Source organism: Actinomadura macra NBRC 14102 (assembly GCF_001552215.1).
GTDB classification, from domain to species: domain Bacteria; phylum Actinomycetota; class Actinomycetes; order Streptosporangiales; family Streptosporangiaceae; genus Spirillospora; species Spirillospora macra.
The window spans coordinates 252,888-275,034 of the sequence record NZ_BCQT01000018.1; the positions used below are offsets into that span (position 1 = coordinate 252,888).

The 22,147-nt window shown below is 71.8% G+C and carries 21 protein-coding genes; 15 read left to right on the forward strand and 6 right to left on the reverse strand.

Annotation, left to right across the window (positions count from 1 at the left end; genetic code table 11):
* The gene (locus tag AMA02S_RS28840) at positions 1 to 891 is read left to right on the forward strand and encodes a hypothetical protein (protein WP_067464079.1); all 891 of its coding nucleotides are present in this window, start codon (positions 1 to 3) and stop codon (positions 889 to 891) included.
* Between the two features lie 126 nt (positions 892 to 1,017).
* Positions 1,018 to 1,932: an LLM class flavin-dependent oxidoreductase gene (locus AMA02S_RS28845; protein ID WP_067464082.1), complete on the forward strand. Its 915-nt coding sequence runs from the start codon at positions 1,018 to 1,020 to the stop codon at positions 1,930 to 1,932.
* Between the two features lie 43 nt (positions 1,933 to 1,975).
* Here the strand turns inward: AMA02S_RS28845 and AMA02S_RS28850 are convergent, their stop codons facing one another.
* The gene (locus AMA02S_RS28850) at positions 1,976 to 2,866 is read right to left on the reverse strand and encodes an MBL fold metallo-hydrolase (protein WP_067464085.1); all 891 of its coding nucleotides are present in this window, start codon (positions 2,864 to 2,866) and stop codon (positions 1,976 to 1,978) included.
* A gap of 497 nt (positions 2,867 to 3,363) precedes the next feature.
* On the opposite strand from AMA02S_RS28850, the gene AMA02S_RS28855 reads away from it, so the two are divergent.
* The 13 genes from AMA02S_RS28855 to AMA02S_RS28915 all read left to right on the forward strand — a co-directional run bounded on the left by AMA02S_RS28855 (position 3,364) and on the right by AMA02S_RS28915 (position 16,892).
* Positions 3,364 to 4,932: an N-acyl-D-amino-acid deacylase family protein gene (locus tag AMA02S_RS28855; RefSeq protein ID WP_067464088.1), complete on the forward strand. Its 1,569-nt coding sequence runs from the start codon at positions 3,364 to 3,366 to the stop codon at positions 4,930 to 4,932.
* A gap of 70 nt (positions 4,933 to 5,002) precedes the next feature.
* Entirely contained in the window at positions 5,003 to 6,055 is a 1,053-nt protein-coding gene (locus AMA02S_RS28860) for an ABC transporter substrate-binding protein (protein WP_067464091.1), read from the forward strand.
* 2 nt (positions 6,056 to 6,057) lie between these two features.
* Positions 6,058 to 7,602: a sugar ABC transporter ATP-binding protein gene (locus AMA02S_RS28865; RefSeq protein WP_067464094.1), complete on the forward strand. Its 1,545-nt coding sequence runs from the start codon at positions 6,058 to 6,060 to the stop codon at positions 7,600 to 7,602.
* Entirely contained in the window at positions 7,595 to 8,539 is a 945-nt protein-coding gene (locus AMA02S_RS28870) for an ABC transporter permease (RefSeq protein ID WP_067464097.1), read from the forward strand. The genes AMA02S_RS28865 and AMA02S_RS28870 overlap by 8 nt, the downstream gene beginning before the upstream one ends.
* A complete protein-coding gene (locus AMA02S_RS28875; RefSeq protein WP_067464100.1) occupies positions 8,539 to 9,513 on the forward strand; it encodes an ABC transporter permease in 975 nt (324 codons plus the stop codon). Before AMA02S_RS28870 ends, AMA02S_RS28875 begins: the two co-directional genes overlap by 1 nt.
* Positions 9,513 to 10,688: a M20 family metallopeptidase gene (locus AMA02S_RS28880; protein ID WP_067464103.1), complete on the forward strand. Its 1,176-nt coding sequence runs from the start codon at positions 9,513 to 9,515 to the stop codon at positions 10,686 to 10,688. Before AMA02S_RS28875 ends, AMA02S_RS28880 begins: the two co-directional genes overlap by 1 nt.
* Positions 10,679 to 11,422 (forward strand): MBL fold metallo-hydrolase, encoded by a 744-nt coding sequence (locus AMA02S_RS28885; RefSeq protein ID WP_067464107.1) that lies wholly within the window; start codon positions 10,679 to 10,681, stop codon positions 11,420 to 11,422. Before AMA02S_RS28880 ends, AMA02S_RS28885 begins: the two co-directional genes overlap by 10 nt.
* Positions 11,419 to 12,291 carry an IclR family transcriptional regulator gene (locus AMA02S_RS28890; RefSeq protein ID WP_084265703.1) on the forward strand — a complete coding sequence of 291 codons (873 nt, stop codon included), beginning with the start codon at positions 11,419 to 11,421 and terminating at the stop codon, positions 12,289 to 12,291. The genes AMA02S_RS28885 and AMA02S_RS28890 overlap by 4 nt, the downstream gene beginning before the upstream one ends.
* Entirely contained in the window at positions 12,288 to 13,514 is a 1,227-nt protein-coding gene (locus tag AMA02S_RS28895; protein WP_067464110.1) for a type III PLP-dependent enzyme domain-containing protein, read from the forward strand. The genes AMA02S_RS28890 and AMA02S_RS28895 overlap by 4 nt, the downstream gene beginning before the upstream one ends.
* A 10-nt stretch (positions 13,515 to 13,524) precedes the next feature.
* A complete protein-coding gene (locus AMA02S_RS28900) occupies positions 13,525 to 14,166 on the forward strand; it encodes a bifunctional 4-hydroxy-2-oxoglutarate aldolase/2-dehydro-3-deoxy-phosphogluconate aldolase (protein WP_067464113.1) in 642 nt (213 codons plus the stop codon).
* The gene (locus tag AMA02S_RS28905) at positions 14,163 to 15,122 is read left to right on the forward strand and encodes a sugar kinase (RefSeq protein WP_084265704.1); all 960 of its coding nucleotides are present in this window, start codon (positions 14,163 to 14,165) and stop codon (positions 15,120 to 15,122) included. The genes AMA02S_RS28900 and AMA02S_RS28905 overlap by 4 nt, the downstream gene beginning before the upstream one ends.
* Positions 15,123 to 15,132: 10 nt before the next feature.
* Positions 15,133 to 16,317 (forward strand): hypothetical protein, encoded by a 1,185-nt coding sequence (locus AMA02S_RS28910; protein ID WP_067464116.1) that lies wholly within the window; start codon positions 15,133 to 15,135, stop codon positions 16,315 to 16,317.
* 89 nt (positions 16,318 to 16,406) lie between these two features.
* Entirely contained in the window at positions 16,407 to 16,892 is a 486-nt protein-coding gene (locus tag AMA02S_RS28915) for an MSMEG_6728 family protein (protein WP_067464584.1), read from the forward strand.
* Positions 16,893 to 16,899: 7 nt separating this feature from the next.
* Here the strand turns inward: AMA02S_RS28915 and AMA02S_RS28920 are convergent, their stop codons facing one another.
* From AMA02S_RS28920 to AMA02S_RS28940, 5 genes are all read right to left on the reverse strand, one after another.
* Entirely contained in the window at positions 16,900 to 18,018 is a 1,119-nt protein-coding gene (locus AMA02S_RS28920; protein WP_067464119.1) for an NAD(P)-dependent alcohol dehydrogenase, read from the reverse strand.
* Between the two features lie 125 nt (positions 18,019 to 18,143).
* Positions 18,144 to 19,334 carry a cytochrome P450 gene (locus AMA02S_RS28925; RefSeq protein ID WP_067464122.1) on the reverse strand — a complete coding sequence of 397 codons (1,191 nt, stop codon included), beginning with the start codon at positions 19,332 to 19,334 and terminating at the stop codon, positions 18,144 to 18,146.
* Positions 19,319 to 20,179 carry a TauD/TfdA dioxygenase family protein gene (locus tag AMA02S_RS28930; RefSeq protein WP_067464125.1) on the reverse strand — a complete coding sequence of 287 codons (861 nt, stop codon included), beginning with the start codon at positions 20,177 to 20,179 and terminating at the stop codon, positions 19,319 to 19,321. The genes AMA02S_RS28925 and AMA02S_RS28930 overlap by 16 nt, the downstream gene beginning before the upstream one ends.
* Complete coding sequence (locus AMA02S_RS28935) at positions 20,166 to 21,167, reverse strand: pyridoxal-phosphate dependent enzyme (protein WP_067464128.1); 1,002 nt, start codon at positions 21,165 to 21,167, stop codon at positions 20,166 to 20,168. Before AMA02S_RS28935 ends, AMA02S_RS28930 begins: the two co-directional genes overlap by 14 nt.
* A complete protein-coding gene (locus tag AMA02S_RS28940) occupies positions 21,164 to 21,910 on the reverse strand; it encodes a GNAT family N-acetyltransferase (RefSeq protein ID WP_157430885.1) in 747 nt (248 codons plus the stop codon). Before AMA02S_RS28940 ends, AMA02S_RS28935 begins: the two co-directional genes overlap by 4 nt.
* Positions 21,911 to 22,147 lie beyond the last annotated feature (237 nt).

Consider the following 22,147-nt stretch of genomic DNA (forward strand, 5'->3'; position numbering starts at 1 on the left):
GTGGGCGGCGAGCCGGCCGGAACACCGGGTGACGACAAGGCGTTCGGACGGCTGGTCGAGGTGGCCGGCCGCGTCCTGGCGTCCACGGGCGTGCTGACCGCGATCCTGTACTACTTCGGGTACGTGCGGCAGCGGGCCCTCTTCGACTATTTCGGCGTGGACCTCGGCGCCGTCGGCTTCTCGACGACCGACTACCTGGTGCTGAGCGCGGGGCCGGTGTTCTCGCCCCTGGCCTCCCTCGCGGTCTTCAGCGTGGGGCTTCTCATCGCCCACCACCTGCTCCTGCAACTGATGAAGGGAGCGGGCCGCCGGTGGCGGCAGGCCGTGTGCGCGTCTCTCGCGGTCACGGGCTTCTGCATGCTCACGATCGGCGCCATCAGCCTGCACCGCCTGGGCGACGCCATCACCGGCCCCTACCTCTCGCCCGCGGCGCTCGGCGGCGGGACGGTGCTGCTGGAGTACGCCGCGGAGAGCGCGACGCGGTACGGGCTGGTGCGGGGCGGTCTGGCCGAGATCCTCGACACGACCCGGGCCCTGCGCCGCGCGCTGCTCGTCGCCCTCGCCCTCGTCGCGGCCTTCTGGGCGACGGCCAACGTCGCGCAGGAGCACGGCGTCGATGCCGCCCGGGCCATCGAGCTGTCGCTGCCCGGCCGTTCGCAGGCGGTCGTGTACGCCCGGGAGCGCCTGCAGATCAGCGGGCCGGGGGTCGAGATGGTGCGGCTGCCCGGCGAGGAGGAGGGCCTCACCTACCGCTACAACGGCCTGCGCACCCTCGCGCACGTGGAGGACCGCTGGTTCCTGCTTCCGGTCGGGTGGACGCACGACAACGGGGCGACGGTCATCCTGCTTCCCGACAGCAAGGACAAGACGCGGGTGGACGTGGCTCCCTGACGGGGCCGGCGCCGGCGGAGTCCATCAGCGGCAGGACCGCAAGATCTCGTGGTCGGCTCCGACCTTCTTCGAGCGGGCGCTCCGCCTGGGGCGGCTCACGCCCAAGGATCATGACCGGAGGATGAGATGAACCTTCCACGCATCGGCGTCACCCTGCCGAACTTCGGGCCGCACGCCGGTCCCGACGCCGTCGTCACGGTGGCGCGGGCGACCGAACGGCTCGGCTTCCACGCCGTGTCCGCCAGCGAACGGCTGCTCCTGCCCGTCGGGCCGGACTGGCAGAACGACGCCGGCCTGCCCGAGTCGCACGTGTGGGACACGCTGGAGTTGCTGACCTGGGCGGCCGCTCACACCCGGCGGATCCGCGTGACCACGGGCATCGTGAACTCGATCTTCCAGCCGCCCATCGTCCTGGCCCGCCGGCTGGCCACTCTCGACCGGCTGTCCCGGGGACGCCTGGACGTCGGCGTCGGCCAGGGCGGCGGCACGCGGCAGCCGCCGTTCTACATCCCCGAGGAGTTCGTCGCCGCGGGTGTGCCGGTGAGCCGCAGAGGCGACGGGTTCGTCGAGAACCTGGCGGCGATGCGGGCCTGCTGGGGACCCGATCCCGTCGAGTTCGACGGCGCGCACTACCAGATCCCGCCGTCGCTGGTCGGGCCGAAGCCGTGGGGCGACAGCATCCCCCTGTTCATCGGAGCGCTGACCCGCAACACGATCGAACGGGCGGCCCGCATCGGCGACGGCTTCATCACCGTCGCCGTGGACTGGGACGACACCCGCGCCCAGGTCCGCTGCTACCGGGAGGCCGGCGGCACCGGCACCGTCCTGGCGACCACGATCCTGGGCGGTCTCGGCGAGCAGATCTCCCCAGCCGCCTTCACCGACGCCGTGTTGCGCGACCTCGACCGAGCCGCGCGGTTCGACGTCGACGAAATGCACCTCGCGGTCAACTTCCTGCCCGTCGATCCCGAAGGGCAGGTCGAACTGCTGGAGGCGCTGGCGGCCAAGCTCGACCTGCCCGCGCACGCACCGACCCCGTAGAACGGGACGTCCGGCCGACTTCCCGGTGCGTCGTCCAGCGCCGTCACCATCGGTGGATCGTGAAATCGATCGGGCGGGGGCGCAGCCTTCGCGTGCGTTCCGCGAGCCTGTGGAGTCGCCGGGACATTTCGTCGGCGGGAAATCTCGCGCGGTCACCGTGACCTGGCAGCAGCCACTCGAAACGGAGCCGGTCGACCGTACGTGACAGGGAGGCGGCCAATTCCTCAATGGAATACCAGGTGACGTTCTCGGCGACTTCGATGTCGCCGGTGGTTCGCGACCAGTAGAAACTGTCGCCGCTGAAGCAATGGCGCTGATCGGCGATGTAGAGCACGCTGCCCTCGGTGTGCCCCGGCAGCGGGTGGGCGACGACGCCGGGGGTGATCTCGACGGGGTCGAGTCCGCGCAGGACGCGGTCGGCGTCCGGCGCGGCCTCCAGGTCGCCCTCGTGAATCCACAGCCGGGCGCCGTAGTGGTCGGCGTAGGCACGACCGTGGGCGGCGTGATCTCGGTGGGTGAGTAGCACGTCGGTGATGGGGCCGAACCTTTGCCAGCGCAGGGCCAGCGACCTGCTCCACCGCGGTGTGTCGATCATCAGCACGGAGCCGTCCGGGCGCTGCAGCAGATAGGAGTTGGCGGCCGCGGTGGCCGCGGAGTTGTGGCCGCAGAGGTGGACGCCCTGGTCCAGCATGAGCGGAAACGGGTCCAGCGCCGGGTCCAAGGTCCCCGACGGCGGGCGGATCGAACGGGTGTGGCAGGCGTTCGCAGCCCCGTGCAGCAGCCGGGTCTCCGCCTCGTCCCGTGGCTGGCGTAGAAGCTGCGAGCGGCCATTCACCTCGCCTATCAGCTCGGGTGCCAATTGCCGCGCGACATCGCAGTTCGTGCAGCGTTCATCAACGGACCAACCGCTCTCCGTTGAGCGTGCCTCGCGCATGTAGGGGTTTCCCTTCAATCCTCGGTCGCGTTCTGATCAAGGGTCGTCCAGCGCCCCCGAAAGGGGAAGGGGGTCGAGATCTTGTGGTTCGCCGCGGACTCGTATCTCTCGCCGATGCCCGACCGTGGAGATGATCAGTGCGAAGAGGACCGGGGTGCACGTGTCTCATGACCGTTCCGAGCAGCGGGTTGAGCGACACAGGTGGGGGAGCGTCACCTCCTTACTCGCTTTCCTCCACGCGGTCGCCTTCGAGGTCACGCTCGTGTACTTCGGGTGAACGGGCCGCACCTGCCGGGCGGCGGGCCCGCCGCGGGCTTCTGGATTTCAAGGTGTGGCGGCCGCACGCTGGCTCGCGGGTAGATTCGCAGGTCAGAGGGTGGTTGTGCACTGCAAAATCATGTGTTGCAAATCTGGTGCGGGACGTGGTTCACCCCATAACCTCCACGACTACCGGCACGAATGTCGCGTAACGCACTCTCTAGGGTGAATGGGGTCCAATGTACGATCTTCTGGTCCGCGGAGGCACGGTGCTGGACGGCACCGGCGCCGCCGCGCGCCGCGCCGACGTGGCCGTGTCCGCGGGCCGCATCGCCGCGGTGGGCGCCCCGGCGGGGGCGCGGGCGGCCAGGGAGATCGACGCCACCGGCAGGTACGTCATGCCGGGCTTCATCGACACCCACGTGCACGGCGACGCGGCCGTCCTCGACCCCGACGTCCAGCTCGCCGCGCTGCGCCAGGGCGTCACCACGTTCGTGCTGGGACAGGACGGCGTCTCCTACGCCCCCGCGGGCGCGGCGACCCTGCGCTATGTCAGCCGCTACTTCGCGCCGGTCAACGGCGCTCACCCCGGGCTCGGCGAGGGTCCTGTCTCGGTGGCCGGGCTGCTGGCCACCTACGATCGGCGCACCCCCCTCAACACCGTCTACCTGCTGCCCCACGGCACCATCCGGCACGGCGTCATGGGCGGCGCGCGGCGCGCTCCGGAGGCCGCCGAGCTGGCCGCCATGCGCACCGAGGTCGAGCGCGGCCTGCACGACGGCGCGGCGGGGCTGTCGACCGGTCTGGAGTACGTCCCGGGCGCCTACGCCGACGCCGCCGAGATCGCCGCGCTGTGCGCACCGGTCGGGGCGGCCGGGTTGCCCTACGTCACGCACATGCGGGGGTATGAGTCCGAGGCGTCCGGGGCGATGGCCGAGGTACTGGAGATCGCCCGCGCCGGACGCGTCGCCCCGCACGTCTCCCACTTCCACGGCCCCCGGGACGAGCTGGTCGCGCTTGTGGACGACGCCCGCGCCGAGGGCATCGACCTGACCTTCGACAGCTACCCCTACCTGCGGGGATCCAGCACGCTGACGCTCGTGGCGCTGCCGTCCTGGCTCCCTATCGCCGATCTGGACGCCACCCTGGACGCGCTGGCCGACCCGGCCGTCCGGCACCGGCTGGAACGCGACTGGTTCGCGCGCCGCACGGAGGTGTGGCCGAGGATCACGCTCTCGCATGTGCCCGCCGAGGAACTGCGATGGGCCGAGGGGATGACCCTGCCGGACGCCGCCGCGCGGGCCGGGTCAGCTCCCGGCGCGTTCTGCTGCGACCTGCTCCTGGCCACCCGGCTGGAGGCGGGTTGCGTCTTCGGACACCCGCCGACCAACAGCGAGGAGTCGGTGCGGGCGCTGCTACGGCATCCCGCCCAGATCGCCGGTTCCGACGCCGTCTACCAGGGCGGGCACCCGCACCCGCGCGGCTGGGGCGCGTTCGCCCGGCTGCTCGGACGGCACGTCCGCGAGCTCGGCGACTGGACCTGGGAGCAGGCCGCGGTGCACCTGGCGGGACGCGCCGCCGACCGGTTCCGGCTCGCGGACCGCGGCCGGATCGAGACGGGCCGCGCCGCCGACCTGGTCGTCGTGGATCCCGCCGCCGTCACCGACCGGGCCACCTACGAACGACCGCGGGTGCCGGCCGAGGGCGTGGAGCACGTTCTCGTCAACGGCGTCCCCGTCCTCGCCGGCGGCGTCCTCACCGGGGCCGCCGCACAGCATCCGCCGGGACGGGCCCTGAAACCGGCCTGATCCCTCCACATCCCCCCGCCCCGTTCGCCGGAGCCCGTCCGGGCCCCGGACAGTCACAAGGAGTCCCTCCATGATCGGTAGGTTCACGCGCGCCGTCGTGGCCGTCACGGCGCTGGGCACGCTGACCGCCGCCACCGCGTGCGGCGTCAGCTCTGACGACAAGGCCTCGTCCGGCAGCTCCGGCAAGGCCACCGGCCTCAAGGTTGGCTGGTCCACGATCTACCTGACCCCCTCGTGGATGCAGCAGACCGACAAGATGATGAAGGCCGACGTCGAGAAGCTGAAGGCCGACAAAAAGATCACCTCGTACCAGACCTTCAACGCCAACGGCGACACCTCCCAGCAGATCGCCCAGATCAGGGCGATGATCCAGCAGAAGTACGACGTGATCCTGGTCGACGCCGGGTCGTCCACCGCGCTCAACCCCGCCCTGGAGCAGGCCGTCGCCGCCGGCATCACCGTCGTCAGCTTCGACAGCCTGGTCACCTCCGAGAAGGTCGTGCGCGTCGGCACCGACCAAAAGGAGTGGGGCCGGATGACGGGCCGGTGGCTGGGCGAGAAGCTGGGCGGCAAGGGCAAGATCATCGCCTTCAACGGCCCGGCCGGCGTCGCGGTCAGCGAGGAGCGCTGGCAGGGCGCCGAGGAGGCGCTGAAGACGTTCCCCGACATCAAGATCGTCGCCAACGTGCACAGCGAGTACAACCTGGCTCCAGCCGCGCAGGCGTTCGCCTCGGCGTACTCCGCCAACCCCGATATCGACGGCGTCTTCTCGCAGGGCGGCGCCCTGTCGGCGGCGGCCCTCCAGACGCTCGTCAAGCAGAAGAAGAAGCTCGTGCCGATCACTGGCGAGAACTACAACGGGTTCCTGAAGCTCTGGAAGGAGCACAAGGCCGCCGGCTTCTCCTCGCTGTCCACCGCGCAGCCCAACTACCTCGGCGTGATCGCGCTGCGCGCGGCGGTGGCCAAGGCCGGCGGCGCCGCGGTGCCGAACAGCATCATGGTCCCGCTGCCGAAGATCACCGACGAGAACCTGGACGAGTACGTCAAAGCCGACCAGCCCGACGACTCCTACCCGATCCAGGAGCTTGCGCAGCCCGAGATCGACAAGCTGATCGGCACGTAGCGATGACCCTCCTGGCCGTCGAGCAGGTCTCCAAGTCCTTCGCGGGCAACCCGGTGCTGCACCGGGTGAGCTTCGACGTCCGCGCGGGCGAGGTGCTCGCCCTCGTGGGCGAGAACGGCGCCGGCAAGAGCACCGTGCTCTCGCTCATCACCGGAATGCTGGCGCCCGACTCCGGCCGCCTGGTCTACGACGGCGAGCCCGTCCGGGCCTGGTCCCCGCACCGGGCCCGTGCCGCCGGAATCGGCTCGGTGCACCAGGAGCTCAGCCTCAACCCCCACCAGAGCGTCGCCGAGAACGTGTTCCTCGGGCAGTGGCCGGCCCGCCGCGGGCTGGTCCTGCGCCGCGACCTCGCCCGGCGGGCCCGGCCGCTGCTGGACCGTGTCGGTCTCGGCATCGACCCGCTGACCCGGGCCGGCCGCCTGCCCCTCGGCCAGCAGCAGCTGGTCGAGCTCGCCAAGGCGCTCGTCTCGCAGCCGCGGCTGCTGATCCTGGACGAGGCCACCTCCGCGCTGGACGACGACCAGGTCAAGGGCGTGTTCCGGGTCGTGGACGAGCTGCGCGAGGCCGGCTCGTCCGTGATCATCGTCAGCCACCGGATGGGCGAGCTGTTCGCCGTCTCCGACCGGCTGACCGTCCTCAAGGACGGGGAGGTCATGGCCACCCGCGACCGGCGGGAGACCGGCCATGACGACATCGTCCACCTCATGATCGGGCGGGAGCTCACCGACCTGTTCCCGGCCAAGGTGGGCACCACCGGACAAGACGCGACGGCAGCGCGGAACGGGACGGCCGCCGGCGCGACGGAACCGGTGCTGCGCGCCAGGGGGCTGACCGTCTCCGGCGCGTGCGCCGGCATCGACCTCGACCTGGTCCCCGGCCGGATCATCGGCCTCGGCGGGCTCCAGGGGCAGGGCCAGCGCGCGGTGCTGCGCGCCCTGTTCGGGCTCGTCCGGCACACCGGGCGGGTCGAGCTGGACGGACGTCCCGCGCGGCTGGCCTCCCCGCGCGAGGCGATCCGCGCGCGCATCGCCTACGTCCCCGAGGACCGCAAGGTCGAGGGGCTGCACGTGGCGCAGACCGTGCGGGCCAACCTCGCCCTCACCAACCTCGACGTCGTGACGCCCGGGAAGCGGCTCTGCACCGTCGACCGCGGCGCCGAGGCGCGGCTGGTCGCCGACCTCATCGAGCGGATGCGGATCAAGGTGGCGGGGCCGGGGCAGGAGGCCCGGCGGCTGTCGGGCGGCAACCAGCAGAAGGTCGCGCTGGCCCGCTGGCTGCCGTCCGAGCCGCGGATCCTGCTGCTGGCCGAGCCGACCCGGGGCATCGACGTCGGCACCAAACGCGAGATCTACCACCTGCTCCGCCGGCTGGCGGACAGCGGCGTGGCGGTGCTGGTCACCTCAGGAGACACCATGGAACTGGTCGGCCTGTGCGACGAGGTCGCCGTGATGTACGAAGGCGCCGTCGTGGACCGGCTGGCCGGCGGCGGTCTCACCGAGGAGCGGCTGGTCCGCGCCTCCGTCACCGGGACGGTGGCGCATGCCTGACCGGATCGCCGGGACGCTGCGCGGCAACCTCGACGTGGCGGGCCTCGGCGCGCTGATGATCGTCCTGCTGGCGGTCTACCGGCACTACGACTCCGCGGTGTTCACGCCGGCCTCCATCACCATCCTGTCGGCGCAGTTCCTGCCGCTGATCCTGGCCGCGATGGCGCAGAGCACGGTCATGCTGGCCGGCGGGATCGACCTGTCGCTCGGCTCGGTGCTGGCGCTCGCGATGGCGGTGTTCGCCGTCCGCGCGCAGGACGGCGTCGTGGTCGCCGCGGTGCTGGCCCTGGCCTGCGCGGTGGCGGCCGGGACGGCCAACGGCGTCCTCGTCGCCTACGCCGGCCTGCCGCCGATCATCGTGACGCTGGCGGCGTCCTTCCTGTGGGGCGGCGTCACCCTGGTGGTGCTGCCCCAGCCAGGAGGCAGCGTGCCGGCCGGTCTTGTGAACGCCTACAACAACGGCTGGAACGGAATCGCGCTGCCGTTCGTGGTGGTCGCGCTGGTGCTGGCGTTGTGGAAGGCGGTGCGGACGACGCGATTCGGGCTGTCGCTGTACGCCGTGGGAGGCAACGAGCACGGCGCCTACGCCAGCGGCATCGCCACCCGCGGTGTGAAGATCGCTGCCTACGGGCTCGCGGGCGTCTTCATCGGCCTGGCGGGGATCGGCCTCGCCATCCAGACCGGGTCGGGCGACGCCACGATCGGGGCCCCCTACACGCTGAACTCCATCGCGGCGTCGGTGCTCGCGGGGGTCAGCTTCTTCGGCGGCGTCGGGCAGATGCGGGCCACCGTGCTGGGCGCGCTGCTGATCGGGCTGCTGACCAACCTGCTGCTGTTCACGGGCCTGTCGCCGTTCTACCAGCTGATCATGCAAGGGGCGGTGCTCATCGTGGCGATCACCGTCAAGACGCTGGCGACCCGGGAGAGGACGGACTGATGACCGCGCCACCGCGCACCGCGGCGCCCCGAGCCGGGGCGGGCCTGCCGAGGTCGCTCCGCGACAACCGCGCCGTCCTGGCGTTCGGGGTGCTGATCGTCACCTGGATCGCCGCGATCCTGTTCGCCAAGGGATTCGACAGCACCTCCAGCGTCCGCTACCTGGTGCAGACCGCCGCGTTCCTCGGCATCGTCGCCATCGGGCAGACGTTCGTGATCATGATGAGCGGCATCGACCTGTCGGTGTCGGGCGTCGTCGCCCTCTCGGCGGTGGTCTGCGCCCAGGTCGCCGCCGGGTCGGGCGGAGCCGCCGGCATCGCCGTGGCCCTCGCGGCGAGCGTCCTCGTCGGGCTCGCCAACGCCGCCGGGGTGACCTGGCTGCGGGTCCCGCCGATGGTGATGACGCTCGCCACCAGCACGATCGTCGCCGGTGCGCTGCTCGTCTACACCGACGGGTCACCGAAGTCGGCGAAGGTGCCGCTGCTCGCGTCGCTGGCCAACGACCGCGTCGCCGGCGTGCCGCTCGCCTTCGTCCTGTGGATGGGCATCACCGCGGTCGCGGCCTGGCTGCTGCACGCCTCGCGGGCCGGACGCTACATGTTCGCGCTCGGCAACGGGGAGCGGGCCTCCCGCGCGTCCGGTGTGCCGCTCGCCCGGACCGCGTTCATCGCCTACGGCGCGTGCTCGCTGCTGGCCGGGGTGTCCGGGCTCGTCCTGCTCGGCTTCACCTCCACCAGCTCGCTCACCATGGGCAACCCGTACCAGCTGCTGTCGATCGCGGCGGTCGTGCTCGGCGGCACCTCGATCCTCGGCGGGCGCGGGCACGTGCTCGGCACCGTCGCCGGCGCGCTGCTGCTGACCTTGCTTACGGCGCTGCTGGCCGCCTGGAACATGTCCGAGGGCGTCCGGCAGATCGTGCTAGGCCTGCTCATCATCGGGCTGCTGCTGGCCTACGCCAGGGAACGGCGGTCCTGATGGCGGCGTGGGGGAAGGCCGGGGACCTGCTGGCGGACCTGGTCGGCATCGCCAGCGTCAACCCGCGCGGCGGGCCGGTCGGCGCGGGCGCGGCGCCGGGGCTCGGCGAGGCGGCGGTCGCCCGGTACGTCCGGGACTGGCTCGCCGCCCGCGGGATCCGTGCCGAACTGCGGGAGGTCCTGCCGGGACGGCCCAACATCGTCGCGACCGTACCGGGCCGCGACCCGCGGATGGTGCTGCTGGAATCGCATCTGGACACCGTCGAGACCGACGGTATGACGATCGACCCGTTCGCCGGGACGATCCGGGACGGTCGGCTCTACGGGCGCGGTGCATGCGACGCCAAGGGGCCGCTCGCGGCGTTCATGCTGGCGGTCGCCGAACTCGCGGCCGGGCCACCGCCCGCCGCGGGCGTCGTCCTCGCGGGGGTGGTGGACGAGGAACACGCCTATCGCGGTGTCCTCGGCCTCATCGACGACCTCGCGAGCACCCTGGTCGCCGGCGCGATCGTCGGGGAGCCGACCGGGCTCGTCCCGGCGACCGCGCACAAGGGCTGCGTCCGCTACACCGTCCGCGTGCTCGGGACGGCCGGCCACAGCTCCCGCCCGGACGAGGCCGTCAACGCAGTGTCCCTCATGACCCGGGTGATCGACCACATCGGCGCCACTGCTCCGGGCCCTCCGGCGCATCCGCTGCTGGGCGCCGCCACCCGGTGCGTCACCCGGATCCGCGGCGGCGAGGGACCGAACACCGTGCCGGGGCGCTGCGAGATCGACGTCGACCGGCGCACCCTGCCGGGAGAGGACCCGCGCGAGGTGTGGCGGCGGGAGCGGGACGAGCTGACGGCGCTGATCCCGGGCCGGATCGAGGTGGACGAGCCGTTCACCGTCGACCACGCCCTGGACACCCCTGCCGCGAGCGCGGTGCCCGCCGCGCTGCGGGGGGCGCTGGCGGCGGCCGGACGCGACGGGACCGCCCGCGGGATGCCCTTCGGGACCGATGCCAGCAAGCTGGCGGTCGCGGGCATCCCCTCGGTCGTGTTCGGGCCCGGCTCGATCGCGGACGCGCACTCGGCCGGCGAGTCGGTGGAGCTGGCCGAGGTCACGGCGGCGGCGCGCGTCGTCGCCGCGACCGTCCGGTCGCTGCGCCCCGGTGGGGAGGGCACATGCGGCTGACCCGGCACATCGCCCTCGTCGGCAGCGGCGCGGCGGGCTTCGACCTCACCGATCCGCTGGACTGCCACGTCTACCTCGTGCGCGGCACGCGGGGCGCGGCGCTGATCGACGCCGGCGCGGGTGCCTCCGCCGGGCCGCTCGCCCGCCGGCTGCTCGCGGCCGCCGGCCCCGCCGGGGACCGGCACCTGCTGCTCACCCACGGGCACGCCGACCACGCCGGCGGCGCGGCCGAACTGGCGCGGCTGGTGCCGGGCCTGGACGTCCGCGCCGGAGCCCCCGCGGACGAGTGGATCGCGTCCGGCGCGGAGGAGGGGCTCAGCGTCGACCGGGGCAAGGCGGCCGGCGTGTACCCACCGGGCTACACCTTCCGGCCGTGCCCGGCGGTACGTCCCATCGCGGACGGCGCCCTGGTCGATCTCGGCGGCGGCGTCGCGCTCCGGGCCGTCGCCACCCCCGGGCACGCCGACGGCCACCTCTGCTTCTTTCTCGACGCCCCCGGCGGGCGGGCGCTGTTCTCCGGCGACTGCGTCTTCACCGGCGGGCGGATCTCGCTGCAGAACCTGCACGACTCGCGGGTCCCCGACTACGCCGCCAGCCTGGCACGGCTCGCCGAACTGGAGATCGACGCGCTGCTGCCCGGCCACCACGAGGTCTCCCTGGCCCGCGGCACGCGCCACCTGCTGGCCGCGAGGGACGTCCTCGCCCGCGGCCTGCTCCCGGGGAGCATCACATGAGCGCCCAGGACACCGCCGCCGGAGCGGGCCGCGGCGAGGGGACCGGCGCGCGGCGCGCGGCACCCGCCCGTAACCAGTCGTCGTCGCTGCGCCGGGCGCTCGCGGTGCTCGACCACGTCCGCGACTCCGCGGACGCGCGCGGCGTCTCGCTGACCCGGATCTCCGAGGACCTCGGCATCAGCAAGAGCACCGTGCTGCGGCTCGCCGCCCCGCTCCTCGACGAGGACCTGCTCACCCGCGACCGCGAGACGGGCTGGTTCCGGCTCGGCCACGGCGCGCTGCGGCTCGGGCAGGCGTACCTGTCCTCGCTGGACATCCGTGCGGTCGCCGCCGACCCGCTGCGCCGCCTCCAGCACGTCGTGGGGGAGACCTGTCACCTTGTCGTCTACGACGCCCCCGAGGTCGTCTACATCGACAAGGTGGAGAACGACCACAACGTCCGGATGGCGTCCCGCGTCGGCATGCGGATGCCCGCCTACCGGACGGCGGTCGGCAAGGCGATCCTCGCCTGGCTCGGTGACGACGACTTCGAGGCCGTGGTCGCGGCGGGCCTGGAGCCGCGCACCGAGCGGAGCATCACCGACCCGGCCCGGCTGGCCGCCGAACTGGAGCGGGTCCGGCACGTCGGTTACGCCGTCGACGACCGGGAGAACGAACCCGAGGTCCGCTGCGTCGCCGCGCCGATCTTCGACCACACCGACCGGGCCGTGGGCGCGCTCAGCGTGTCCGGGCTGACGTCGCGGATGACGCCGGCCCGGGTCCGCGAGGTGGGGCCGATGGTGGAGCGGACCGGGCTGGAGATCTCCCGTGTCCTCGGCTCGTCGCGCACCCGCCGCCGTCCCGACCAGCACGAAGGAAACCATCCGTGAGCCTGACCATTCCCGGCGAGTACGTCGACTGGCGGACGAAGGGACTCTGGGTGCCCGGCCCGCCCGTCCCCTTCGCCGCGTTCGCCGCCGCCCGCCACCCGCTGTTCGGCGGCCCGTTCACCTGGCCGGTCATGGTGGCGCGGCGGTCGGCGCTGGAGCACAACATCACCGCCCTCGCCGCGTTCTGCGCCGACCGCGGGCTGGCGTTCGCGCCGCACGGCAAGACGTCCATGGCGCCCACGCTCTTCCAGGCTCAGCTGGACGCGGGCGCGTGGGGCATCACGGCGGCGACCGCCAACCAGGTGCTCGCCTACCGGACGTTCGGTGTCCCCCGCGTCCTGCTGGCCAACGAGCTGCTCGACCCGACCGCGCTGCGCTGGCTCGGCGGCGAGATCGACGACGGCATGGAGTTCCTGCTGTACGCCGACTCGGTCGAGGGCGTGGCCGCGATCTCCGCGGCGGCCGGGCGGCGCCCGTTCCGGGTGCTCGTCGAGTTCGGCCACCCCGGCGGCCGCACCGGCTGCCGCACGGTCGCCGAGCTGATCGCGGTCGCCCGCGCCGTGGCCGCCGCCCCGGGGACCGAGCTCGCCGGCGTCGCCGGCTACGAGGGCGGGCTACCGGACGCCGCGTCCGCGGGCGGCTACCTCGCCGCGCTCCGCGACGCCGCGCTCGCGCTCGCCGCGGACGGCCTGCTGCCCCGCGAGGTCATCGTCACCGCGGGCGGCAGCGCCTACTTCGACCTGGTCGCCGACCGGCTGGCGGGCGCCTGGCTGCCCGGCCACGAGCTGACCGTGATCCTGCGCAGCGGCGCCTACGTCTCCCACGACGACGGCATCTACACCGCCAGGACGCCGTTCACCCGCATCCCCGGCTCGCTGGACGCCGCGCTGGAGATCTGGGCGCAGGTCACCTCCGTTCCCGAACCCGGCCTCGCGATCCTGGGCGTGGGCAAGCGGGAGGCGCCCTACGACGCCGGCCTGCCCGTCCCGCTGCGGCTCCGGCGTCCGGACGGCACCCTCCTCCCGGCGGACGGCCTGCGCGTCACCGGCACCAACGACCACCACGCCTACCTCGCCGTCGACCCCGGCGCGCCCCGCCCGCGCCCCGGCGACCTGCTCTGCCTGGGGATCTCCCACCCCTGCACGGCCTTCGACAAATGGCAGGTCATCCCCGTCGTCGACGACGACCACACGGTGACCGACCTGATCCGCACCTACTTCTGAGAGGACGACCATGATCCCCCGCCTGGCGCCGGGAGCCGCGCTGACGGCGACCGGAGTCGTCGCGGTCGTGCGCGGCACCCGCGCCGACCGCCTCGCCGACGTCCTGGACACCCTCGCCTCCGCCGGCGTCCGCTGCCTGGAGATCACGCTCAACACCCCGGGCGCCCTGGACGGGCTGCGGGCGGCGCGGCACCGGCTGCCCCCGGAGGTCGAACTCGGTGCCGGGACGGTCCGGACCGCCGCCGAGGCGTCCGCCGCCGTCGCCGCGGGCGCGACCTTCCTCGTCGCCCCCGACACCAGCGCGGAGGTGGCCGCGGCGGCCCGCGACCTCGGCGTCGCCTACTACCCGGGCGCCCTCACCCCCGGCGAGGTCGCCCGCGCGTGGGATCTCGGCGCGTCCGCCGTCAAGGTCTTCCCCGCCGGCACGCTCGGCCCCCGCTACCTGCGCGCTCTCGCCGAGCCGTTCCGCGACATCCCGCTCCTGCCCACGGGCGGGATCGGCCCCGACACCGCCGCGGACTACATCGCGGCCGGCGCCATCGCGGTCGGTTCCGGCGGCTCCCTCATCGGGGACGCCCTGGACGGCGGCCCGCCGGCCGCGCTCGCGGACCGGGCGGGACGGCTCCTCGCCGCCGTGGCGGCCGCCCGATGACCGGAGCGGGCATCGACCTCGTCACCTTCGGCGAGACCATGGCACGGCTGGAGAACCCCGTCGTCGGGCCGATGCGGCACGCCCGCGCTCTCGACCTCGGTGTCGGCGGCGCCGAGTCGAACACCGCGATCGGCGTGCGCCGGCTCGGTGGCACCGCCGCCTGGTTCGGCCGCGTCGGCGACGACGAGTTCGGCCGGCTGATCACCACCGTGCTCGCGGGGGAGGGCGTCCGCACCGACCACGCCGTCGTGGACGACACCGCCCCGACCGCGCTGCTGTTCAAGGAACGCCGTTCCGGCACGCTCACCCGCGTCCGCTACTACCGGGCGGGCAGCGCGGGCTCCCGGCTGGGCCCCGCCGACGTCCCCCACGACCTCGTCCGCTCCGCCCGCGTCCTGCACGTCACCGGCATCACCGCCGCCATCAGCGGCACCGCCCGCAGGGCCCTCGGCGAGGCCGTCGACACGGCCCGCGGCGCCGGGGTCCCGGTCTCCCTCGACCTCAACTACCGGCAGGCGCTGTGGACCCAGGACGAGGCCGGCGCGTGCCTGCGCGACCTCGTCGCCCGCGCCGACCTGGTCTTCGCCACCGAGCAGGAGGCGCGCCTGGTCGTCCCCGGAGACGACCCCGCCGAACTCGCCGCCGCCCTGGCGGCCCTCGGCCCGCGCGACGTCCTCGTCAAGCGGGGAGCGGCCGGGGTGGTCGCGCGGTGCGACGGCCTCCCCTACGCCTGGCCCGCCCACCGGGTGCCGGTCGTCGACCCGGTCGGCGCCGGGGACGCCTTCGCCGCCGGCTACCTCGCCGAGTTCGTCCGGGGCCGGCCCGTCGCCGCCCGGCTGGCCACCGCCACGGCCGCCGGCGCCTACGCGGTGACCGTCAGCGGCGACTGGGAGGGCCTGCCCAGCCGCGCCGACCTGGACCTGCTCGACACCGCGGAAGACACCGTGACCCGTTAGGGAGACCGATATGCACGAGCGCGACCCGAAGGACTCCTCCCTCTATGTCCTGATGGAGGACCTGGACGGCGCGGACGCCGCACGGGTCCTCTCCCACGGCGTCTCCTCGATCACCATCGGCGCCGCCTACCATCGCGCCCGCGACGTCACCCCCCATGGCCGGACACGCGTCACCCTGCGCCACGACGGCGTCCACTTCCCGCTGGACGGCCCGTTCGACGGACTCCGCCTCGTCCCGCCCGTCCAGAAGGGTGCGGCACGCGAACCCGTGCGCGTTCTCCGGGAGCAGACCCGCCAGATGGGAGCCGCCCTGCACGGCTGGGGGGTCTTTCTGCACAACACCACGCTCGGCCTGGCGTTCCCGGACGTCACCCAGGAGAACTGCTTCGGTGACCGTGCGGCCCCCGCCGACCTGTGCCCGTCACACCCCGACGTCCGTGCCTACGCCGTCGCCCTGGCCCGCGCCATCGCGCGCCAGGGCGTGGACTCCGTCGTCGCGGAATCCCTCCATTTCGGTACGTTCGGGCACGGCTACCACCACGAACGCTCCTTCGTGGACCTCGGACCCGCCGCCGAGTTCGCGCTCGGCCTGTGCTTCTGCGACCACTGCCGCACCCGCGTCCCGCACGCCGAGGCAGCTCGCGCCGCCGCGCTCCGCCTCACGGCACCCGTCCTGGAGGGCGGTCCGCCCCCCGAGCGTCTCCCTGATGTCCTGACCGACTACGCCCGCGCCCGCGAACCCGTCGTCACATCCCTCGCCGCGCGGGTCGCCGACGCCGTCGCCGCCGAAGGCTCGCGCCTGACGTTCCTGGACCTGACCGGCGCCATGAAGGGCTACACAGACGGCCGCGCCACGGGCGCCCCGGCCGCCGAGGAGGGCTGGCGGATCGGCGTCGACCCGACGACCCTGGCCGCGGTCGTCCCGTCGTACGCGATCCTCTGCTACGCCCGCGAGACCGCCCGCGTCATCGAGGACGTCACCGCCTACCGCACCGCGCTGGGCCCGGAGATCCCCCTTCGCGCCGTCCTTCGCCCGGGCCTCCCCGACACCACCTCGGCCGACCACCTCGCGGCCAAGGCCACCGCCGCCCGCGCCCGCGGCGCCACCACCGTCGACTACTACGCCTACGGCCTGGTCCCCCTCCCCATCCTCGACCGCATCCCGCGCACCGTTCTCGCCGCTCCGAGCGGATGATCGCAACCGCGCTCAGTGGGTAGCGACGGGGAGGAGGCGTCTGCGGGGGAGGACGGACGCGGGCAGTACGGGGTGAACAGGGGGGCGTGGTGCAGACCTTTCTTCCGCATCCGGACTTCGCCGCCACCGCCCGCGTCCTGGACCGGCGAAGGCTCGGAAAGCAGCGTGTCGAGACGATCCAGGTACTGCGCGGGCTGACGGTGCCGGGCTACGGCTGGCGGCACCATCCGGCCGTACGGATGTGGATCGGGTACGAGGAGGCCCTGGTCCGCTACGGCCTAGAGATCTGCGGCCGGTGGTGCGACCTCGGGCATCGCGACACGTGCGCCGCGACGCTGACGTCCGAGCTGTCCACCGTGGTGGGCATCGAGCGGCCGCGCGTCCAGGAACGGCTGGCCGACGCCGCGGAACTGCCGCCGTGGCTGGGCGATCCGGCGTTGCACCTCAGCCACCGTTCCGCCCTGATCCGCAAGGATCCCGCCTTCTACGGCCCGATCTTCCCGGGCGTGCCGGCCGACCTGCCCTACGTGTGGCCTCGCTCGGACCGCGAAGCGTCCACGCCCGAGGCCGGGTGACGCGTGGCTAGACGGCGGCCGAGGGTTTCGGCATGCGGAGGATGGGCTTGATGACCTGGCCGGCATAGGACCGGTCCAGGGCGGTCTGGACATCGGCGAAGTCGAAGTACTCCACGAGCCGGTCGAACGGGAAGCGGCCCTGGGCGTAGAGCCGCATGATGCAGGTGATCAGCTCCTCGCTGCGCCCGCCGCCGCCCAGCACCCCGACGATCCGCTTCCCCCACAGAGTGGACAGATGGTCCAGCGTGAACTCGGCCTCGGCGGGCGCGCCGCCGATGAGCACGCAGGTGCCCAGCATGCCGACGGTGTCGGCGGCCTGGCGGACGACGCTGATCACGCCGGTGCACTCCAGCGCGTAGTCGGCGGGGCCGCCGCACAGATCGTGAACGGCCTCGACGACGTCCGTGTCGGTCGCGTTCACGGTGTCGGTGGCGCCGAGCTCCCGCGCGAGCTCCAGCCGGGCCTCGTGCCGGTCGACCGCGATGATCCGGGTGGCGGCGGAGTTGCGGGCGGCCATGATCGCGGCAAGCCCGACGGTGCCCGTGCCGAACACCACCAGCTGGTCCCCGGGCCGGGGCCGGACGGTGTTGAAGATCGCCCCGGCGCCGGTGGAGATCCCGCACGCCAGCGGCCCCATCAGCTCCAGCGGCATGTCGGAGGGCACGCGGACCAGCGCGGCGGCGGTGGTCAGGGAGTGGGTCGCGAACGAGGACTGGCCGAAGAAGTGGCTGGAGACCGGCGTGCCGTCCAGACGGTGCAGGGCCGTTCCGCCGTCGAGGCGCCCGCCGCCGCCCAGCGCGGCACCGAGCCGCTCGCAGTAGCGGGGTTCCCCGGCCCGGCAGTTGCGGCACGCCCCGCAGGACGGCCACCCGATGACGACCGGGTCGCCCTCGGCGTAACCGGTGACGCCGGGCCCGACCGCCGCGACGGTGCCCGCGCCCTCGTGGCCGAGCACGCCGGGCAGCGGGAAGGGCAGATCGCCGTGGCGGGCGAGCCCGTCGGTATGGCAGATGCCGGTGGCGGTCAGCTCGACCAGGACCTCGCCCGGCCCGGGGTCGTCCAGTTCCAGTTCCGTGAGGGTGAACGGCGCGTCCAGACCCTCGACGAGGGCCGCGGTGATCTGCATGTATGGACGATACCGGTGCGTCCACACGTGCAACCCGTCGAGGACCCCCGAAGGCCCGTGCGCCGCTCCCTTCGGGTCCGGGAGGCGCCGATCCGGAAGCGCTACGCCCGACTGACCGCCGCGCATCAGGCGGGCTGGGAGCCCCCTGCCGTCGGCGTCGCCCAGGTCACTTTGAGATGGAGTTCGGTCGGGCTGCGGAAGATGGGATTGGGCAGGTAAGTGATCTCGGGAAATGCAGGTTCGAAGTGCTCGGTACTGGCCAACAGGGTGTGGAGAAGTAGCCGGGTTTGCAGTCGTACGAGCGCTGAGCCCAGGCAGGTGTGCGGGCCGTGCCCGAAGGTGAGGTGGTTGGCGGCGTCGGTGCGGTGCGGGTCGAGGGTGGTGGGATCGGGCCATTGGGCCGGGTCCAGGTTCGCCGATCCGAACAGCACCAGCACTCGTGTGCCCGCGGAGATCGGGACACCGGCGATCTCGCAGTCGCGGGTCGCCTCCCGGAACAGGCCCTGCAAGGGATTCTCCAGGCGGAGGGTCTCTTCGACGAATCCGGTGATGCCGGCGGGGTCGGCGCGGAGGCGGTCGGCGAGCTCGGGGTCGCGGGCGAGGATGTGCAGGGCGCTGGTCAGATAGGCGGTGGTGGTGAAGTTCCCGGCCACGAGGAGGTCGATGACGAAACGGGCGGCATCGGCGGGTGGGATGCCCGACCGGCTGATGATGGGCAGCACACCGTGGTCGGCACCGCTGAAGCGTTGCGTGATCCGTTCGGCGAGGGGGCGTCCCGGCGGGAGGATCTGCCCGGGGTCGAACTCGTCCACGCCCACCGTGGCCTGAACGAGTGCCTGGGACCATCGCAGCAGGTCGGGGAGGTCCTCCTCCGGCAGGCCGAGGACGTGCAGGATGGTGGAGATCGGCAACGGGATCGCGATGCCTTCGACGAAGTCGACCTCGTCCTGATGCCGTAGTCCGTTCACCAGTGTGCGGCAGATGGCGTCGATGGCCGATTCGTGTTCGGCGATGCGTCGGGAGGTGAAGGCCCGGTTGACGATCGACCGGCGATAGGCGTGTTCGGTGCCGGTGGAGGTCAGTAGGTAGGGCAGATAGTTGGACATCTCGCTGTCGGGCCCCGGAGCCGGGGCACCCAAAGCGTTGATGGACGAGAAGGTCTGCGCGTCCAGGACGACGCTGAGCACGTCGTGGTGGGCGCTGACCACGTAGGCGTTCATCGCCTCGGAGAAGTGCACGCCCTGCCCGCGGGCGCGCTCGTAGGTCGCCGCGGGACAGGCCAGGGCGGCGGGGTTGCCGCTCAGGACGTCGTCCATTTTCCGTCCTCTTCCTCCAGGATGTTCATCCGGTACATCAATCTTTCGTGCGGGAAGTAGTCGGCGACGGCGTAGTGCTGAAGGCAACGGTTGTCCCACATGAGGAGATCGTTGGCGTGCCACTGGTGCCGGTAGATGAATTCGTTCGTCTCGATGTGCCGGTAGAGGAAATCGAGTACGGCCTGACCTTCCGTCGTCGACAGGCCGTCGATACGCGTGATGTAAGGGGCGGAGACGTAGAGGCTCTTCTTCTTTGTCACCGGATGGGTCCGGACGAGCGGATGCTGCACGGCCTTGCCGTTGCCGAACCGGTCATCGACCTCGATGGACTTCTTCTTGAGCAGCTCGCCCAGCTCGGGGTAGTCGGCGCCGAACGCCTTCTTGGCGTCGTGGGTCGCGGTCAGCTGGCCGAGCATCTCCTGCATCGGCGGAGACAGCGCCTCATAGGCCAGGTACATGTTCGAGAAGAGCGTGTCGCCGCCGACGCTGGGGGTCGTCTTCGCGTAGAGAACGGTGCCCAGCGGCGGATTGGGCCAGCCGCTATTGTCGGTGTGCCAGGTGTTGAGGCCGGGCGGGTTGTTCTCATCGTTGTGCAGGCGCATGCACTCGGGGTGGCCGTCCACCGTCATCGGCAGCAGGTGCTGGTGTACCAGCAGGTCACCGAATTGGCGACAGAATCTCTTCTGGTCCTCGATGGTGATTTTCTGGTCGGGGAAGACGAGCACGCTGTGCTGATGAAATGCTTGCCTGATCGTGTCCCACTGTTGCGCGGACAGGTCCTGAGAAAGGTCGATCCCGGTGACGCGGGCGCCGAGGGCGAGGCTGACCGGTTCAATGGCGAGCATTGTCGTATCCTTCCGGTGGGACGTCGTTGAGCACCCCGAGGAGGTTGGGGAGGTCGATCGTCGCGCCGCTGACGATGGCACACGGATATTTCCACTGATAGACGTCGGAATACTTGCGCGCTGCCGCGAGCGCGGCGGCCCCGGCGCCTTCGGCCAGCATCTTGTCTTTGAGAAGGAGGGAGCCCAGCGCTTCGGCCACTTCTTCCGGTGTCACGGTCAGGACCCCGGCAATGACGTCCTTGACCCGGTAGAACTGCTGGGGGAGGACGAAGCTCGCTCCGATGCCGTCCACAAAGGAGGGGCTGTACTCTATCTCGACGGGTTCTCCCGCTCGCAGGGAGGCGGAGAGCGCGGCGCCGGTGGTGACTTCGACGGCGAAGACACTGATGCCTCGACCGGCGAAGTAGGTCGCGAGGCTATAGGTCAGGTTGCCGCCACCGTACGGAACCAGGACGGCGTCGACGGTGGGAAGATCTTCAAAGATCTCCAACCCGACCGTGCCGTTTCCCTGCGTCACATAGTCGTCCGTCTCGCAGGAGAGGAAGAAGCCGGGAAACTCCGGGTGCTCCCCGGTCAGCATCGTCTGCTGCCACGTTCTGTAGGGGACCCGGACGATGTGTGCACCGGGATCGTGCCCGATGATGCCGGCCACCTTCGCGGGCGTTATCTGGTCGGGGACGATGACCGTGTAGTCCAGGGCCAGGCGGGTCGTCGCGTATGCCAGCGCCTGAGCGAAGTTCCCCGAGCTGCAGGTCACCACTCCCTGTGACTTCATGTGAGACCACACGTCAGGTTGGAAACGCCTGTAGTTGAGGAGGCCGCTCAACGCGCCGCGCACCTTGAACGACCCGGTGAGCTGAAGGTTCTCGCATTTGAGGAAGATCTCGCCTTGTCCCTTTGACCGGACGAGAGGCGTCCGCCGGATGTAGGGCGAGATCATCTGGTGTGTGTTGGCCACCACGGAAGGGACCGGTGCGTGCAGGGTCATCGGCTCAGCACCGCGACTTCGTGCCGGAAGTCCATGGTCAGCCCGATCCGGTGCGCCACGGCGATGCTCGCCTCGTTCTCGGCCAGGCATGAGAGCACCGGACGTAGGCCGTGTTCCGCGCCGTACGCGATGACCTCGGCGCTCATGGTGGTGTACAGATTCCGGTGCCGGTACTTCGGGTGGGTGAAGCCGCCCAATTCGACCAGCCCTCCTCCCACGACCCCGTGCCCTTCCGCCACGAGTTGTCCGTCCCTGACCAGGCAGAACCCGTACCCGTTCCGGAGGTAGTTGGCGGCCGATCCGAAGATGGAAAGGACCATGTCCCGCCAGTTCAGCTGTTCGAACAGCCGTGCGTCGACCCGGAGCAGGTCGAACCCCGCGGCCGGCACACGGCTGATCCCGTCGAGTTCCGCGCGGCTGAACTGGACACGCTCGGCTTTCTGGAAGCCGTCTGGCGGGACCATCTTGTGATCTGCGGGACCGATCAGTGTGACGGGTGGCCGGTCCTGAAGCAGGACGCAGATCTCTTTCAGCAGAGCGGACGTGATCGCTCCGGCGACGAAGCAGAAGGGGGACTGCGTGGCGATGAGACACGCCGAAGCGCCGTCGTCCTCGTACTGCGCCCATACTCTCGCCGGGATCTTCTCTTCAAGGGCGGCGTGCACGAACGCGAGATTGGGATACGACGGACCGAACAGTGAGGTGAGGGCCGCGTACCGATCCGGACTCAGCGCGGTCAGCATCGGATGTCCCGGTCCGCGGGCGTCCACGTTGTCGGCCGTGTCATGGCGTCTCCTTGGTGGGTGTCGGCCAATTCATGACACAGCGTGATGGCACGAACATGTACCGCGATAATTCGCCGGATCCTGCTTGCGGTTCGTCTGGCTGTTCCGGATCCCGATGGGGTTTCACGGGGCCGCGGGGGAGACGCCGCGACCGGGCGGGTGACGTGCGGCATTGATAGGTCACGCGAGGACCAT

Coding starts and splice junctions, on each gene's coding strand:
- AMA02S_RS28845 (WP_067464082.1), top strand. CDS start 1,018: ATGAACCTTCCACGCATCGGCGTCACCCTGCCGAACTTCGGGCCGCAC.
- AMA02S_RS28850 (WP_067464085.1), bottom strand. CDS start 2,866: ATGCGCGAGGCACGCTCAACGGAGAGCGGTTGGTCCGTTGATGAACGC.
- AMA02S_RS28855 (WP_067464088.1), top strand. CDS start 3,364: ATGTACGATCTTCTGGTCCGCGGAGGCACGGTGCTGGACGGCACCGGC.
- AMA02S_RS28860 (WP_067464091.1), top strand. CDS start 5,003: ATGATCGGTAGGTTCACGCGCGCCGTCGTGGCCGTCACGGCGCTGGGC.
- AMA02S_RS28865 (WP_067464094.1), top strand. CDS start 6,058: ATGACCCTCCTGGCCGTCGAGCAGGTCTCCAAGTCCTTCGCGGGCAAC.
- AMA02S_RS28870 (WP_067464097.1), top strand. CDS start 7,595: ATGCCTGACCGGATCGCCGGGACGCTGCGCGGCAACCTCGACGTGGCG.
- AMA02S_RS28875 (WP_067464100.1), top strand. CDS start 8,539: ATGACCGCGCCACCGCGCACCGCGGCGCCCCGAGCCGGGGCGGGCCTG.
- AMA02S_RS28880 (WP_067464103.1), top strand. CDS start 9,513: ATGGCGGCGTGGGGGAAGGCCGGGGACCTGCTGGCGGACCTGGTCGGC.
- AMA02S_RS28885 (WP_067464107.1), top strand. CDS start 10,679: ATGCGGCTGACCCGGCACATCGCCCTCGTCGGCAGCGGCGCGGCGGGC.
- AMA02S_RS28890 (WP_084265703.1), top strand. CDS start 11,419: ATGAGCGCCCAGGACACCGCCGCCGGAGCGGGCCGCGGCGAGGGGACC.
- AMA02S_RS28900 (WP_067464113.1), top strand. CDS start 13,525: ATGATCCCCCGCCTGGCGCCGGGAGCCGCGCTGACGGCGACCGGAGTC.
- AMA02S_RS28905 (WP_084265704.1), top strand. CDS start 14,163: ATGACCGGAGCGGGCATCGACCTCGTCACCTTCGGCGAGACCATGGCA.
- AMA02S_RS28910 (WP_067464116.1), top strand. CDS start 15,133: ATGCACGAGCGCGACCCGAAGGACTCCTCCCTCTATGTCCTGATGGAG.
- AMA02S_RS28920 (WP_067464119.1), bottom strand. CDS start 18,018: ATGCAGATCACCGCGGCCCTCGTCGAGGGTCTGGACGCGCCGTTCACC.
- AMA02S_RS28925 (WP_067464122.1), bottom strand. CDS start 19,334: ATGGACGACGTCCTGAGCGGCAACCCCGCCGCCCTGGCCTGTCCCGCG.
- AMA02S_RS28930 (WP_067464125.1), bottom strand. CDS start 20,179: ATGCTCGCCATTGAACCGGTCAGCCTCGCCCTCGGCGCCCGCGTCACC.
- AMA02S_RS28935 (WP_067464128.1), bottom strand. CDS start 21,167: ATGACCCTGCACGCACCGGTCCCTTCCGTGGTGGCCAACACACACCAG.
- AMA02S_RS28940 (WP_157430885.1), bottom strand. CDS start 21,910: ATGCTGACCGCGCTGAGTCCGGATCGGTACGCGGCCCTCACCTCACTG.